Below are 16,215 nucleotides of genomic sequence, written 5' to 3'. Positions count from 1 at the left end.
CGGCTCGCGCGACCGGCTGGGACCTCGCCCGCTATTTCGAGCGCTGCATCGCCGGCTTCTCGGTCGACTTCTTCGCCACGCTGAGGTTCTGCGCGGTGTTGATCAGCGCGATATGCGTGAGCGCCTGCGGGAAATTTCCGGTCTGGCGACCGGCCACCGTATCGTACTCCTCGGCCAACAGGCCGAGGTCGTTGGCGACTGCGACGACGCGAGCGAACAACTCCTGCGCCGTGCCGAATTCGCCAGCCAGCACATACGCGTCCGCAAGCCAGAGCGTGCAGGCGAGGAACGCGCCTTCGGCCGGTTGTTTCTCCGCCGGGATTTCCCGCGGGTCGTGCCGCAGCACAAAACCGTCCCGCATCAGATGCCGTTCGACCGCGACAAGCGTACCGCGCACACGGGGATCCTCCGGCGGCAGAAATCCCACTGACGGCAGCAACAGGATGCTCGCGTCGAGCATTTTCGAGCCGTATGACTCGACGAACGCGTTCAACTCGGAGTCAAAGCCCTTCGCGCAGACGTCGGCGTGAATGGCGTCGCGCAGCGCGCGCCATTTCTCGAGCGGCGCCTTGAAGCCAAATGTTTCCGCGCTCTTGATGCCGCGGTCGAACGCGACCCAGGTCATTACTTTCGACGAGACATAATGCCTGCCCGCGCTCCGGCGCTCCCAGATGCCGTGATCCGGTTGGTCCCACCGCTCGGCAAGGTGCTGCAGCACGGCGCATTCCAGCGCCCAGCTCGTTTCATCCATTTCGAGCTTGGCCACGCGCCACTGGTGAAAGGCGTCGATCAGTTCGCCGTAAACGTCGAGCTGCAGTTGCGCATGCGCGGCGTTGCCGATCCGCACGGGACGTGCGCCTTCATAGCCGGGCAGCCACGTGGCCTCCCATTCCAGGAGACGCCGCTGGCCCATGATGCCGTACATGATCTGCATATTGGCGGGAGAACCCGCCGCTGCCCGCAACAGCCAATGGTGCCAGGCGGAAGCTTCCTCGGTATAGCCCGAGTTCATCAGCGCCAGCAGCGTGAAGGTGGCGTCGCGCAGCCAACAGAAGCGATAATCCCAATTCCTGGCGCCGCCGAGCTTTTCCGGCAGCGAGGTCGTCGGCGCAGCGACGATGCCGCCGGTCGGCGCATAGGTCTGCGCCTTCAGCGTGATCAGCGAGCGCATCACGAGAGCGCGGTATTCGCCCTCATAGGTGCAACGGTTGCTCCACTCGGTCCAGAACGCTTCGGTATCCTGCAAGGCATAGGCAGGATCGATCGGCTTGGGCACCGGCAGATGCGAAGGGCCGTAGGTGAGCACGAAGGGGACGGTATCGCCCTCGCCGACCTCGAAATCGGCGACCGTCGTCAGGTCCTCCCCGCGCGTTTCCACCGGGGTGCGCAACACCGTCATGTCCTGCCCGCAAATAGCGAGCAGGGCGGAGCCGTCCTCGGTCTTCTTGACCCAGGGAATATCGGTGCCGAAGCCGAAGCGGATGACAAGCTGCATGTGCATCCTGACCCGGCCGCGAAGGCCGCGTACCAACCGCACCACATCGGAGGCGTTGCCGCGCGGCGGCATGAAGTCGATCAGCTCGACCGCGCCGCCAGCGGTCTCGAACCGCGTCTGCAGGATCAGGGTGTCGCCCCAATAGTTGCGCGAGGCGCCGGTGACTTCCTCCACCGGTGCGATCAGCCAGCGGCCGTGCTTGTGGGTACCGAGAAGGGCTGCAAAGCAGGCGTCGGAATCGAAGGCCGGCCAGCATAGCCAGTCGATCGATCCGTCGCGGCCGACCAGTGCCGCGGTCTCGCAATCGCCGATCAACCCGTAGTCTTCGATCCGGCACGACAAGGTGATTCACCGCCAGAACGGAATGGCTTTTCTTCCAACTGTCATCCCGCTCTGCCTTCCTTCTCGAACTCGTCAGATCGCGGCGCGCGACCGCTCATGTGTTGCCGCCTTGAGTGCGGCGATGTCGACCGTGGACGTCATCTCCTCGATCGACACCGGAAGCCGCCGCCGCCAGTTCGGATGCTCGTTGACGGTGCCGGGGATATTAGGCTGGTCGACCAACCCAAGCAGATCCTCCAGCGAGACCGCGAGCAGCCGCGATTTGGTCCGCGCCAGGAAATTCGCGACCGAATAGAGATCGTTGCGGTAGATGGCGTGATGCCGCAGCACGTCATCCAGCATGGCAAGCGCGTGCCAGCGCGCATCGTCGCTCTCGCCCGGATCGATCCCGAGCGAACGCTTCAGCTTGAGATCGCCGAACGAGCGCCAGCCGGCATAGGTCGAGAGATCATGGGTGTTGAAGGTGACGAGCGCGTTGGTCAGGTAATGATCGATGCTGCGGAACGATCCGTGGTCGTCGCGCTCGAACATCATCACGAGATACGACCAGATGCCCCAATCGGCGATCTGGTCGCGAAACCCTTCCGGCACGGTGCCGAGGTCTTCGCCGATCACGACGCAGCGATGCGCGAGGCTTTCCAGCGCGGTTACCGCGAGCAGCGCCTCGAATGGCATCTGTACATAGACGCCGTCGCGTGCGGTGAAGCCCTGCGGCACCAGATAGAGCCGCTTCAGCCCGAGGACATGATCCAGCCGGATCGCGCCGGCGTGCCGCATCGAGGCGCGCAGCATGTCGCGATACGGCGCAAAGGATTGCCGCTCGAGTCCTGCCGCATTGAAGCCGGCAAGGCCCCAGGTCTGGCCGGCGGTGTTGAGCGGATCGGGTGGCGCGCCGACGCCGAGATGGCGAGAGATCGCGACCTGTTCGTTCCAGGCATCGAACCCGTCGGCCTGCACGCCGACCGCGACGTCGAGATAGAGCCCGACCTTCATGCCAAGCTTCTTCGCCAGATCGCTGGCCGCGCCGAGCTGCCGGTCCGCGGTCCATTGCACGAATTCGACGAATTCGATTTCACTGGCGTCCGCGCCCTCGCGCAATGCGGCGCATCTGGCGTCGTCCGGCTGCCGCCACTCTTCCGGCCATTCCCACCACGGCTTGCCGAATTTGTGCCGGAGTACCTCGAAGCAAGCAAAATGCGACAGCAAGGTACCGCACTCGGAGCGGAATTTGTCGAAATCCTGTTGGCGGGCCGGTTTGGCGCTGGCCTTGAAGGCAGCAAAGGCAGAGCGAAGCGCGCGCCGCTTCAAACCGGCGACGCCGACATAATCGACGACGGCGCGTGCCCGCAACGGCGCCAGCGCCTCGCTCGTTTCGGAATCGAGTTGAAATTCGGGAATCTTTTCAACGTCGATATAGAGCGCGTTGAGAAACAACCGGCTGTTTGGCGAATACGGGCTGCAATCGCCCGGGCGATCGTCGAACAGGACGTGCAAGGGATTGAGGCCGACGCCGTCGGCCCCGAGATGGTCGGCGAGTTCGATCAGGCTTGCGAGGTCGGTGAAGTCGCCCATGCCCCAATTGCGCGCCGAGCGGACGCCGTAAAGCTGGGCCGCGAGCAACCAGCAGCGGTCGAACTCGCCGCCAAACGCCCGTTCCGGCGCCGAAATCAGCGGCACATCCTCGACTCTCGCGGCATCGCTCAACTGCAGCCGGTAGATGCCGAGCGGCAGGTCCCTAGGCCAGTCGATGGCATGATCCGAGCTCTCGCCCTTGGCGATAACTCCTGAATCCGCAACGATTTTCCACTCCGCCGGGAGCGTGGCTGTGGGGATTTCGGTTCGCGACGGCCGTCCGGACCGGACCACGACCGGGTGGCCGACCAGCGGCCCCGACGCCTGCGGCGGCAGGGCATCCAGGATAATTTTGAGGGCGGCCGCGTCTGTCACACGGCGATTACCCTGACCATCCAGGAATTCGGTTTGAATTCCCAGGGCTTTAGCTTGAGCGAAAAGATCCATTCGGCACGTACTTTGCACGCAAACATCAAACCGATGTCGCGAAATTGTCCAATTACGGGAAGGAGATAGACGGTGTCTAACGTTCGGGCCCGCCAACGGTTCCGCTGGAACCAAAGCAAGCCGAGCGGCTTTCTATCTATGTCCGGAACGTCTCCTTTCTCCAAACGAAACGGGGACGTCATTTCCATGGCAATGGCATCACCGTGAACAAAAAAGCGCAAACCGCCGAGAGCTCCAACGCCGGCGTCTCCCTTCCTATCGACGGCTCCTATCCGCTGAATCCGGATAGCAGCCTTGTGGTCGAAGCAAAGCAGCTGCCCGCCGCCGAGGTCGCCACCGACGAGCTCTGGTACAAGGATGCGATCATCTATCAGTTGCACGTCAAGGCCTTCGCCGACAGCAACAATGACGGCATCGGCGACTTTGCCGGGCTGACGGAGAAACTTGGGTACCTGCAGGACCTTGGCGTCACCACATTGTGGCTGTTGCCGTTCTATCCCTCCCCCGGCCGCGACGACGGCTACGACATCGCCGACTACGGCGACATCAACCCCGATTTCGGGACGATGAAGGATTTCAGGCGCTTCATCCAGGAGGCCAAGAAGCGCGGCCTGCGGGTCATCACCGAGCTCGTCATCAACCACACCTCCGATCAGCACGACTGGTTCAAGCGCGCCCGCCGCTCGGACCCGAATTCCTCTGCCCGCAACTGGTATGTCTGGAGCGATACCGACCAGAAATATTTGGGCACGCGAATCATCTTCACCGATACCGAGAAGTCGAACTGGACCTGGGACCCGGAAGCCGGCCAGTTCTACTGGCACCGCTTCTTCTCGCACCAGCCGGATCTCAATTTCGACAATCCGCGCGTGGTGAGCGCGCTGGTGCAGGTGATGAAGCGGTGGCTCGACACCGGGGTCGACGGTTTCCGGCTCGACGCCATTCCCTATCTCTGCGAGCGCGACGGCACCAACAACGAGAACCTGCCGGAGACGCATGCCGTCATCAAGCGGCTGCGCAGCGAACTCGATGCCTACGCAAAAGGCAAGGTGCTGCTGGCCGAGGCCAACCAATGGCCGGAGGACGTACAGGAATATTTCGGCCGTGGCGACGAATGCCACATGGCCTATCATTTTCCGCTAATGCCACGCATCTACATGGCAATCGCGCAGGAAGACCGTTTTCCGATCACCGACATCCTGCGCCAGACGCCGGATATTCCAGGCAATTGCCAGTGGGCGCTGTTCCTGCGCAACCACGACGAACTGACGCTGGAAATGGTCACCGACGTCGAGCGCGATTACCTGTGGTCGACCTACGCCAACGATCCCCGGGCCCGCATCAATGTCGGCATCCGGCGGCGGCTGGCGCCGCTTATGGACAATGACCGACGCAAGATCGAGTTGATGAATTCGCTGTTGTTCTCGTTCCCGGGCACGCCGATCATCTATTACGGCGACGAGATCGGCATGGGCGACAACATCTATCTCGGCGACCGTAACGGCGTCCGCACCCCGATGCAGTGGACGCCGGATCGCAATGGCGGCTTCTCCCGTTCCGACCCCGCGCGGCTCTACGCGCCGACCATCATGGACCCGGTCTATGGCTATGAGTCCGTCAATGTCGAGGCGCAGTCGCGCAGCCTCTCCTCGCTGCTCTCTGCCACCAAGCGGCTGATCGCGGTCCGCAAATCCACGATCGCCTTCGGCCGCGGCAGCATGACATTCATCCGCCCGGAAAACCGCTCGGTGCTGTGCTACGTGCGCCAGTACGGGGACGAGGTCATTCTGTGCGTCGCCAATCTGTCGCGGTCGGCTCAGGCTACCGAACTGGATCTCTCCGCCTTCAAGGACCGCATCCCGCTGGAAATGCTCGGCCGCACGCGCTTCCCGGCGATCGGCGAGCTGCCCTACATGATCACGCTGTCGCCTTACGGCTTCTACTGGTTCGAACTGCAGGAGCCCGACAAATCAGCGCCGGTGCCACAGCGCGCGGTGCCCGAATTTGAAACGCTGGTGGTACCGTTGAACGCGACCTGGGTATCGCTGGCGCGCGAGCGCGGCGTGTTCGAACGCGACGTGCTTCCGGGACATCTGGCGCGCAGCCGCTGGTACCCGGAACGCTCGGCCAAGGCGATCCATCCGAAACTGACGTCGGCGATTCCATTTTGCGACATCGGCGACAACCGGCCGTGGCTTGCTTTTTTCGAAACGACGCAGCGCGGCGTCACCACGCGCTACGTGTTGCCGATGCAGATCGAATGGGTGCGCTTCGACCGCGAGCGCTACAATCCGCATGCGCTGGCCGCCGTTCGCCAGGGCGCGCGCGAGGGAACGCTGCTCGACGTTGCCACCGACCAGATCTTCGTCGCGCTATTTTTGCGCAATCTGCAGCAATCGCTGACGGTGGACGAGAGCGAACAGGGATTGCGGCTCGAATTCCGCCCGACCGGCCGCTTCGGCGACAAGCCGATCCGGCAGCCCGAGTACATCCGCACCATTGAATCCGAACTGCCGCGCAGCACAGCGCTGGTGGACAATGACTATGTCGTCAAGATCTACCGGACACTTCAGGTCGGCCCCAGTCCTGAAATCGAGATGGGACGCTTCCTGACTGATGTCGCCAACTTTCCCAATGCGCCGGCGCTGCTCGGCAGCGCCGAGCTGGTCGAGGGCAACGAGAAGAGCGCGGTCGGCGTCGTTCACGCCTTCATCGCCAATCAGGGTGACCTCTGGACCGTGAGTGCGGCCTATCTCGATCGCTTCGTCGAGGAGCAGCGCCTGCTCGCAGCGAGCATCCATCCCGGCGAGCGCGAAGAAGAGATCCCTTATCTGCGCTACATCTCGCAAGCCGGACGGCGCGTGGCCGAGCTCCATGTTGCGCTGGCCAGCAACGGCGAGCTTGCCGAATTCGCGCCCGAGCCGACCGGCGGCGACGACGTGCAGCGCTGGGTCGACGACCTAATACGCAGCGCCGGGCACGTCTTCGATGCGCTTCGGCAGCGGCGAGATACGCTGAAGGAAGCCGACCGAGCGTTGGCCGATCAGGTGCTGGCGTTGCAGCCGGCCCTGCCGGATTGGCTGGAAACGCTGCTGCTGCGTGAGGCCCACGTCGCCAACATTCGCGGCCATGGCGACCTCGATCTCACCCAGTTGCTGATCGTCAAGGACGACATCTTCATCGTCGACTTCGAAGGCGCGCCGCGGCGCAGTATCGCCGAACGCCGGCGCAAGATGCCCGCAGCACGCGACATCGCAAGCCTGATCCGCTCGATCGATTATTCGGCGACCGCAGCCCTTGAGCGCGCGCTCAAAGTAGCCCACGATGACCACGGCAAGCTCGGCGCGGCGCTTGGCGAATGGCGGGACCGGGCGACGGCTGCATTTCTCGCCGCCTACCGCGAAGCGATGACCGACCAACGGCTGTGGCCGGCCGATCCGACGTCAGCAGACGGCTTGCTGACCTTCTTCCTGCTCGAGAAGGCCTTGAACGAGATCGAACACGAACTGTCATTCCGGCCGGAATGGCTGCGCGTGCCACTGAGCGGAATTATCAGAATGTTGTCACAACCGTCCTTCGAGGCCTCATGACCAAGCTATCCGCAGAGGCCTACGCAATCATCGAAGGCAAGCATTCGGATCCGTTTCGATATCTCGGCTTGCACAGCGAAGGCGGACACAGCGTGGTGCGCGCTTTCATCCCGGAAGCGTCCAACGTGGAGGCGGTCGGCGAGCAAGGCGAGACGGCGCCGCTTGAGCGCATTCACGATGCCGGGCTGTTTGAAGGCGCGCTGCCCAACGGATCGAAACGCTATCAGCTCCGCGCCCGCTTCGGCGAGAACGTCGTCGATCTCGACGACCCCTACCGCTTTCCGCCCGTGCTCAGCGACTTCGACCTCTATCTCCTGGGCGAAGGCACCCACCGGCGGATCTATGACAAGCTCGGCGCGCATCCGATGACACTCGATGGCGTCGACGGCGTGGCGTTCGTGGTGCTGGCGCCGAACGCCAAGGCAGTCAACGTGGTCGGCGATTTCAATTTCTGGAATGCGCGGCGGCATCCGATGCGGGTGCGCGGCGTCGGCTATTGGGAACTGTTCGTGCCCCATGCCCGCGCCGGCGACCGGTACAAGTTCGACATTACCGGCTCCGACGGACGGCATCTGCCGCTGAAATCCGATCCGGTGGCCTTTGCGGCGGAAGTCCGGCCCTCAACGGCCTCGATCGTCGTCGACGAAAACAGAATTCCGCATCCGCGCCCGGCGCCGTCGGGCATCAACGAGCTGGAAGCACCGATCTCGATCTACGAGGTTCATCTCGGCTCCTGGCGGCGCAAGAACGGCAATGAATGGCTGAGCTATCGCGACCTCGCCGAACAGCTTCCGGCTTATGCAAAAGATATGGGCTTTACCCATCTCGAGTTTCTGCCCGTCAGCGAACATCCGTTCGACGGCTCCTGGGGCTATCAGCCGACCGGCCTGTACGCACCGACCAGCCGGTTCGGCCCGCCGGAAGATTTTTCCGCCCTCGTCGATGCCTGTCATCGCGAGGGGCTCGGCGTGTGGCTCGACTGGGTGCCCGGACATTTTCCCGACGATCCGCATGGGCTCGGCTATTTCGACGGTACCGCACTCTACGAGCACGCCCACCCGATGCAGGGCCGCCATCTCGACTGGGGCACGCTGATCTACAATTACGGCCGCACCGAAGTGGTCAATTTCCTGGTCTCCAACGCGCTGTTCTGGCTCGATCGCTACGGCGTCGACGGTCTGCGCGTCGATGCCGTCGCCTCGATGCTCTACCTCGACTACAGCCGGCCCGCCGGCGAGTGGATCCCGAACCGGCTTGGCGGCCGGGAAAACCTCGAAGCCATCGAGTTCCTGCGCCGCTTCAACATCGAACTGTTCGGGCATTTTCCGGAAGCCACCACGGCTGCGGAAGAATCTACCGCGTGGCCGCAGGTCTCGCGGCCGGTCGAATATGGCGGGCTCGGCTTCGGCTTCAAATGGAACATGGGCTGGATGCACGACACGCTGCAGTATATCGGCAAGGATCCGATATACCGGAAGCACCATCACGGCGACGTGCTGTTCGGCCTGCATTACGCATTTTCAGAGAATTTCATTTTGCCGCTGTCGCATGACGAAGTCGTGCACGGCAAGCGATCGATCCTCGGCCGTATGCCCGGCGACGAGTGGCAGCGCTTTGCGAACCTGCGTGCCTATTACAGCTTCATGTTCGGCCATCCCGGCAAGAAGCTCCTGTTCATGGGCTGCGAGTTCGGCCAGGAGCGCGAATGGAACCACGATCATTCGCTCGACTGGCACCTTTTGGCGCAGCACCGCCATAGCGGCATGCAGAACCTGATCCGCGACCTCAACCGGCTCTATCGCAGCGTGCCGGCGCTGCACCAGATGGATTGCAACCAGGCGGGATTTGAATGGGTCATCACCCACGATTCCGGCGGCAACGTCTTTGCCTGGCTGCGCAAGGGTTTCGATGCGCGCGCGCGCTGCCTCGTGGTGGTGAACTTCTCGCCGAACGTCTATCACAATTATCGCGTCCGGGTGCCGTTCGCCGGCAAGTGGAAGGAAGCGCTCAATTCGGACTCTGCGCATTATGGCGGCAGCAATGTCGGCAACGTCGGCGAAGTCCAGACCCTGGAAGGCAGCATCCCCGAACTCAGCCTAACCATTCCGCCTCTGGCTGCGATCTTTCTCGTACCGGAAAGCTGACGCATGCGACTGTCCGCGGGAAGCCCCGCCCGCCTCGGAGCAAGCTGGGACGGCAGGGGCACCAACTTTGCGCTGTTCTCGGCCAATGCGGAGAAGGTCGAGCTTTGCCTGTTCGACGGCCAGGGCCGCCGCGAACTCGAGCGAATCGAACTGCCCGAGCGCAACGAGGACGTCTGGCACGGCTATCTCAACGACGTCTCGCCCGGACAGCTCTACGGCTATCGCGTCCACGGCCCCTATGCGCCGGAGCGGGGACACCGCTTCAACGCCAACAAGCTGTTGCTCGATCCCTATGCCAAGCGGCTCGCCGGCCGGCTGGTGTGGAGCGACGCGCATTTCGGCTATCGAACGGGGAGCGCGCGCGAGGATCTTTCGTTCGACCGCCGCGACAATGCCCGCGGCATGCCGAAGGCGGTCGTGGTCGACGAGACCTTCAACTGGGGCCGCCGCGAGATACGGCCGAACATCGCCTGGGAAGACACCGTCATCTATGAGGCCCACGTCAAAGGCCTGACGCAGAGGCGCGACAACGTGGCACCGGGCTGGCGCGGCACCTATGGCGGGCTGTGCTCGCCGGCGATGATCGACCATCTCAAGCGGCTCGGCGTCACCACCATCGAACTGTTGCCGATCCACGGCCTGATCGATGACCGGGTGCTGGTAGAAAAGAAGCTCTCCAACTACTGGGGCTACAACACGCTGGCGTTCTTCGCACCGGAGCCGCGCTATGCGCAGGACAATGCGCTCGATGCATTCCGCACCACGGTAGCGCGGCTGCACGACGCCGGCATCGAGGTGATGCTCGACGTAGTCTACAACCACACCGCCGAAGGCAATCATCTCGGCCCGACGCTGTGTTTCCGCGGCATCGATAACGCGTCCTATTACTGGCTCAACAAAGAGCATCCGCGCTACTATGACGACTTCACCGGTTGCGGCAGCTCGGTCAACCTCACCCATCCGCGCGTGCTGCAGATGGTGATGGATTCGCTGCGCTACTGGGTCGAGGTCTGTCACGTTGACGGCTTTCGCTTCGACCTCGCCACCACGCTGGCGCGCGAGCCGAACGGTTTTGACCGCAATTCCGCGTTTCTGACCGCGGTGCGGCAGGATCCGGTGCTGGCAACCGTAAAACTCGTCGCCGAGCCATGGGACCTCGGCCTGGGCGGCTATCAGGTCGGCGCGTTTCCCTCGCAATGGTCGGAATGGAACGATCGCTATCGCAGCGCGCTACGGCGCTACTGGAGCGGCGAAGGCAGCCTGATCGGCGAGGTCTCGCGCCGCATGACCGCCTCATCCGACCTGTTCCACCATGACAACCGCGCAACGCGCGCCAGCATCAATCACATCACCGTCCATGACGGTTTCACGTTGGCCGACCTGTTCAGCTACAACGAGAAGCACAACGAGGCGAACGGCGAGGACAATCGCGACGGCTCGAACGACAACCACAGCAACAATTGCGGCCATGAGGGCCCGACCACGGACGCCGCGATCGTGGCGCTGCGCCGGCAGCTCCGCAGGAACCAGTTCGCCTGCCTGTTCCTCGCGCAGGGGACGCCCTTGATGCTGGCCGGCGATGAAGTCGGCAATTCGCAGAACGGCAACAACAACGCCTATTGCCAGGACAATGAGATCGGCTGGGTCAACTGGGAAAATCTCGGCAAGCCAGGCGAAGACCTCACCGATTTCGTCGGCCACATGACCGCGCTGCGCCGGCGCTTTCCGCAACTGCGCTACCAGCGCTGGCTCTCCGGGCGGCGCAAGGACGGCTCCTACGGCGTGCTGTGGCTGACGCCGGCAGCCGAGGAAATGCAGGAAGCCGACTGGAATTTTCCGGAAGGACGGTTCCTCGCCTATGTGCTGGGGCCTTTGGAACCAGGTCAGCCGCCGATCTTTATCGTGCTGAACGCTGCGCCCGAAGAGATCGCTTTCAAGTTGCCGCAGATGCCCGAATACAAGAGCTGGCAGCAGGTACTGAATACGACCGAGGCCGTGCTGGCCGCCGCTGAATTCGCTTCGGGCGTCGAAACCAGCGCGCCGCCGCGATCGGTGCTTGTCTTTGCGGGCGCCGCATGAATGACCAGCAATTCGGCCCGCTTCTGACAAACTACGGCACGCGGTTTCGGCTGTGGGCGCCGGCGGCCAAACGCGTCGAGGTGATGCTGGAGCAGCCTCACGCAATGAGACGCGGCGAAGACGGCTGGTTCACGGCCGATATTGCCGGTGTCAAGGCCGGCGCACGCTACAAATTCCGCATCGATGGCGAACTCGATGTCCCCGATCCAGCTTCGCTGTTTCAGCCCGAGGACGTTTTCGGCCCGAGCGAAGTGATCGACCATGACGCGTATCGCTGGCGGGCCGCAAGCTGGCGCGGACGGCCGTGGCAGGAGGCGGTGATCATCGAGACGCATGTCGGCACCTTCACTGCGGAAGGCAGCTACCGCGCCATGATCGACAGGCTCGACCATCTCGTAGCCACCGGCATCACCGCATTGGAATTGATGCCGCTGGCGGATTTCGCCGGCTCCCGCAACTGGGGCTATGACGGCGTCTTGTGGTACGCACCCGACAGCTCCTATGGCCGTCCCGAAGATCTCAAGGAGCTGATCGACGAGGCGCACCTGCGCGGGCTGATGGTGATGCTTGATGTCGTCTACAACCATTTCGGCCCCGAGGGAAATTATCTCGGCCGCTATGCGCCCTCCTTCTTCACCGAAGCCCACACGCCATGGGGTAGTGCGATCGACTATCGCGTCAGGCAAGTCCGTGCCTTTGCGATTGAGAACGCGCTCTCCTGGTTGCGCGACTACCGCTTCGACGGACTGCGGCTCGATGCCGTCAACTCGATCGTTGAACCGGGCGGGCTGTCGCTGCTGCACGACATCAGCGCCGCTACCGGCCAATTGGCCGCGGAAACCGGCCGGCACATTCACCTCGTGCTGGAGAACGGCGACAACCGCGCCAGCATCCTGGATTCCGTCCAGGACCCACCACACGGCAAATACCGCGCGCAATGGAACGACGATTACCATCACGCCTGGCGCGTGCTGATGACCGGCGAGAAGCAGGGCTACTATGGCGATTACCAGCGTTCGCCGAGATCGGATATCGCCCGCTCGCTGTCATCAGGTTTCGTCTACCAGGGCGAGCCATCGGCTTTTCGCGGCGTCAGGCGTGGCGAACCGAGCGGCCATCTTGCGCCGACCGCCTTCATCAACTTCCTGCAGAACCACGACCAGATCGGCAATCGTGCGCTGGGTGACCGGCTAGAAGGCAACGCCGACACGCGGATGATCGAAGCGGCGCTTCAGATCCTGCTGATCGCGCCTCACATCCCCATGCTGTTCATGGGCGAGGAATGGGGCTCGACGGTCCCGTTCCCCTTCTTCTGCGATTTCGGCGGCGAACTCGCCGACGCGGTTCGGAAGGGCCGCCGCATCGAATTGGCCTGGGCCTATGCGGAATATGGTGATGAAGTCCCCGACGCGCTCGCCGCTTCGACCCGCGATTCCGCCGTTCTCGACTGGGATGGCCGTGACGCTCCGGCAGGGCGGAAACGCCTGACCATGGTGCGAAACCTACTGCAGGTCCGGCGGCAGGAGATTGTGCCGCGGCTGGCCGGCGCAGCTTTTGGGAAAGCAGACGCGGAAAGCAACGGATTGCTGACCGCCGATTGGCGCATGGGCGATGGCACCGCGCTTCGCCTCACCGCCAACCTGTCGGAAAAGGCCGTCAGCCACGGCGAAGCTGCAGGAACCCTGATCTGGGGTAGCGAGTTGGGCAATAGCGTCCCGCCATGGTCGGTGCACTGGCGCATCGGATAGGAAAATGCCCCCGGCGATCCCGATCGCGACCTACCGCCTGCAACTGTCGGCGGATTTCGATTTCGACGCCGCCGCTTCCGTGGTGCCCTACCTGAAGGCGCTCGGCATCACCCATCTCTATGCATCACCCTTCACGCGCGCCCGCAAGGGCAGCGCGCATGGCTACGACGTCATCGACCACGCCCAGTTCAATCCCGAACTCGGCGGCGAAGCCGGCTTCGAGCGGCTGAGCGCCATGCTGCGGCAACATGATCTCGGGCTGATCCTCGATTTCGTGCCCAACCATGTCGGCGTGCATTTTGACGATAATCCGTGGTGGCTCGACACGCTGGAGTGGGGGCCTGCCTCGCCGCACGCGGCCTCCTTCGACATCGACTGGGAGCAATTGCCATATCGCGCCCGCGGCGGGGTGTTGCTGCCAATCATCGGCTCGTCCTACGGTCAGGCGCTGGAAAACGGCGAGATCGAATTGCGCTACGACGCCGGCGAAGGCAGTTTTTCGGCCTGGTACTTTGAGCATCGGCTGCCGATCGCGCCGGAGCGTTATGGCGAAATCCTGCGTATGATCGTCAAGGAAGCCGGCGCGGAGGAAAGTGCGACCGGCAGGGCCATGCTTGCGCTGGCCTCCCGCTATCAGGGGCCGCGACGCCCCAACCGCAAGGAAGCACCTGCGTTCAAAGCCGAATTGAAGGGCATCACAGGCGCCGCCGAGATCATCGCGCATGGGCTTGCAGCCTATCGCGCCGGGCCGGATCGCGCCGCTGCAACGCTGGCGCTGCATCATCTGCTCGAACGCCAACACTACAAGCTCGGCCACTGGCGGCTCGCTTCCAGTGACATCAATTACCGGCGCTTCTTCGATGTCAACACGCTGGCAGGCCTGCGCGTCGAGGACACCGGTACATTCGAGGCGATCCATCGCCTGGTCAAACGGCTGATTGCGGAGGAAAAGCTTGCGGGGTTGCGGCTCGATCACATCGACGGCCTGCGCGATCCCGTCCAGTATTTCCAGCGCCTGCGCCGGCTGATCCGCGATGGCTTTGGCGGGCGGAGCAGGCCCTTCTACGTGGTGGTCGAGAAAATTCTCGGCGAGCACGAAAAGCTGCAATCGTTCGCCGGCGTTCACGGCACCACCGGCTATGAGTGGCTGAACGCGATCACCCAAGTTCTGATCGACGACCGTGGCCTGGAGCCGCTCGACGAGGTCTGGCGGCAGATCAGCAACCAATCGCCAAAACTCGAACCGATCCTGCGAGATGCAAAGCGTCGCGTGCTGGAAACGCTGCTGACCAGCGAGTTCACGGTGCTGACGCGCCTCTTGGCGCGGATTGCCAGCGGACATTATTCCACCCGCGACTATTCCGCCGACAGCCTGCGGCAGGCGCTCGAACTCTACGTGCTGCACTTTCCGGTCTATCGCACCTACCTGACAGCGTCTGGCCCATCTGCGCATGACCGCCAGTTGATAGCAGGGACTATCGAACGGGCGCGCGCCGACTGGTTTGCCGCCGATGACGGCATCTTCGATTTCCTGCGCGACGCCCTGACAATGGACCTGATCAAGCCCGGACGTACCCACCACAGCGCGCCGCGGGTGCGCCGGTTTGCCTTGAAGATGCAGCAGTTCACCGGACCGATGATGGCAAAGTCGCTGGAGGACACGACGTTCTACCGCTACCACCGCCTGCTTGCCCTCAACGAGGTCGGCGGCGACCCCGCCGCAAGGGCGGTATCGGTTGACGACTTTCACGGGATGATGGAGGCGCGCGCCGGCGCATCGCCGCACGGCATGACGGCGACGGCGACGCATGACACCAAGCGCGGCGAGGATGCGCGTGCGCGCATCCTGGCGCTTTCGGAAATTCCGGGCGAATGGACCGGCACGGTAGCCCGATGGAAACTGCTCAACGCGCCGCATCTGCTCGTCGATGGCGATCTGCGCGCGCCCTCGGCGGCGTTCGAATACATGCTGTATCAGGCGCTGGTGGGGGCATGGCAGCCGAACGACGCTTCGTTTGTGGACCGGATGCAGGAATATGCGCTGAAGGCTGCGCGCGAAGGCAAGCAGGAAACGAGTTGGCTCAATCCCCACGTGGCCTACGAGACGGGTGTCAAGAGCTTCATCGCGAAGATCCTCGACCCCTCACTGTCAGGCGAATTCCTGAACTCCCTGCAGACGCTGGCGCAGCGGCTCTCGTTGCTGGGCGGCCTGAACGCGCTCAGCCAGATCACGCTGAAGACGACGATACCGGGCGTGCCGGACTTCTATCAGGGCACGGAACTTTGGGATTTTTCGCTGGTCGATCCCGACAACCGGCGGCCCGTCGACTTTGCCGAACGCGCTGGCCGGCTGGGCGCGGTGGAGAATCCGGATTGGGATCGGCTGGTCGAGAGGTGGCCGAGCGGTCATCTGAAGCTGGCCTGGACACGGCATCTGCTCAAGCTTCGAACCGAGCTCGCCGATACGTTCACAAGCGGTGATTACGAGCCCTTGGAAGTTAGCGGACCGCGTCGCGACCATTTCATCGCGTTCGCCCGCCGGCGAGGCCGCGAGGCTGCGATCGTCGTGGTCACACGATGGTTTGCGCCGTTCACCGATGGCGGCAGACATTGGCCCGGTCCGGAGAACTACGACGCCGCGCTGAACGTCGGCGGCTATGCGATTGAAGGTTTTGCAGACGCCGATGCTGCGCAATTGCGCCTGTCAGACCTGTTGACGCATATGCCGGTCGCGGTGCTGAAAGCCAGGTACAATGACGCGACAAAACTCGCACCAGGGCGCCGTCGCGGCTGATACG

Annotated in this window: 7 protein-coding genes; 5 read left to right on the top strand and 2 right to left on the bottom strand. The window is 63.3% G+C overall.

Annotated features, from left to right (window positions below; all coding sequences use genetic code 11):
* Positions 1 to 31: 31 nt before the first annotated feature.
* Positions 32 to 1,837 (bottom strand): glycoside hydrolase family 15 protein, encoded by a 1,806-nt coding sequence (locus V1278_RS11010; RefSeq protein WP_334380720.1) that lies wholly within the window; start codon positions 1,835 to 1,837, stop codon positions 32 to 34.
* Between the two features lie 72 nt (positions 1,838 to 1,909).
* Entirely contained in the window at positions 1,910 to 3,856 is a 1,947-nt protein-coding gene (gene malQ, locus V1278_RS11005) for a 4-alpha-glucanotransferase (RefSeq protein WP_334380719.1), read from the bottom strand.
* Between the two features lie 296 nt (positions 3,857 to 4,152).
* On the opposite strand from malQ, the gene treS reads away from it, so the two are divergent.
* From treS to treY, 5 genes are read left to right on the top strand one after another with little or no spacing between them, the layout of a single operon-like run.
* The gene (gene treS / locus V1278_RS11000) at positions 4,153 to 7,446 is read left to right on the top strand and encodes a maltose alpha-D-glucosyltransferase (protein WP_442893771.1); all 3,294 of its coding nucleotides are present in this window, start codon (positions 4,153 to 4,155) and stop codon (positions 7,444 to 7,446) included.
* The gene (gene glgB, locus V1278_RS10995) at positions 7,443 to 9,590 is read left to right on the top strand and encodes a 1,4-alpha-glucan branching protein GlgB (protein WP_334364578.1); all 2,148 of its coding nucleotides are present in this window, start codon (positions 7,443 to 7,445) and stop codon (positions 9,588 to 9,590) included. The genes treS and glgB overlap by 4 nt, the downstream gene beginning before the upstream one ends.
* A 3-nt stretch (positions 9,591 to 9,593) precedes the next feature.
* The gene (gene glgX, locus V1278_RS10990; RefSeq protein ID WP_334364579.1) at positions 9,594 to 11,669 is read left to right on the top strand and encodes a glycogen debranching protein GlgX; all 2,076 of its coding nucleotides are present in this window, start codon (positions 9,594 to 9,596) and stop codon (positions 11,667 to 11,669) included.
* Entirely contained in the window at positions 11,666 to 13,417 is a 1,752-nt protein-coding gene (treZ, locus tag V1278_RS10985) for a malto-oligosyltrehalose trehalohydrolase (protein ID WP_334380718.1), read from the top strand. The genes glgX and treZ overlap by 4 nt, the downstream gene beginning before the upstream one ends.
* A gap of 4 nt (positions 13,418 to 13,421) precedes the next feature.
* The gene (gene treY, locus V1278_RS10980; RefSeq protein ID WP_334380716.1) at positions 13,422 to 16,211 is read left to right on the top strand and encodes a malto-oligosyltrehalose synthase; all 2,790 of its coding nucleotides are present in this window, start codon (positions 13,422 to 13,424) and stop codon (positions 16,209 to 16,211) included.
* The last annotated feature ends 4 nt before the right edge of the window (positions 16,212 to 16,215 follow it).

The sequence above is a fragment of the Bradyrhizobium sp. AZCC 1577 genome, assembly GCF_036924575.1.
Taxonomy (GTDB): domain Bacteria; phylum Pseudomonadota; class Alphaproteobacteria; order Rhizobiales; family Xanthobacteraceae; genus Bradyrhizobium.
This window is presented reverse-complemented; position numbering and strand designations above follow the sequence as displayed.

Bases quoted from the DNA above. Each gene is read 5' to 3' on its own strand.
- malQ (WP_334380719.1), bottom strand. From the start codon at position 3,856: ATGGATCTTTTCGCTCAAGCTAAAGCCCTGGGAATTCAAACCGAATTC.
- glgB (WP_334364578.1), top strand. From the start codon at position 7,443: ATGACCAAGCTATCCGCAGAGGCCTACGCAATCATCGAAGGCAAGCAT.
- glgX (WP_334364579.1), top strand. From the start codon at position 9,594: ATGCGACTGTCCGCGGGAAGCCCCGCCCGCCTCGGAGCAAGCTGGGAC.
- treZ (WP_334380718.1), top strand. From the start codon at position 11,666: ATGAATGACCAGCAATTCGGCCCGCTTCTGACAAACTACGGCACGCGG.
- treY (WP_334380716.1), top strand. From the start codon at position 13,422: ATGCCCCCGGCGATCCCGATCGCGACCTACCGCCTGCAACTGTCGGCG.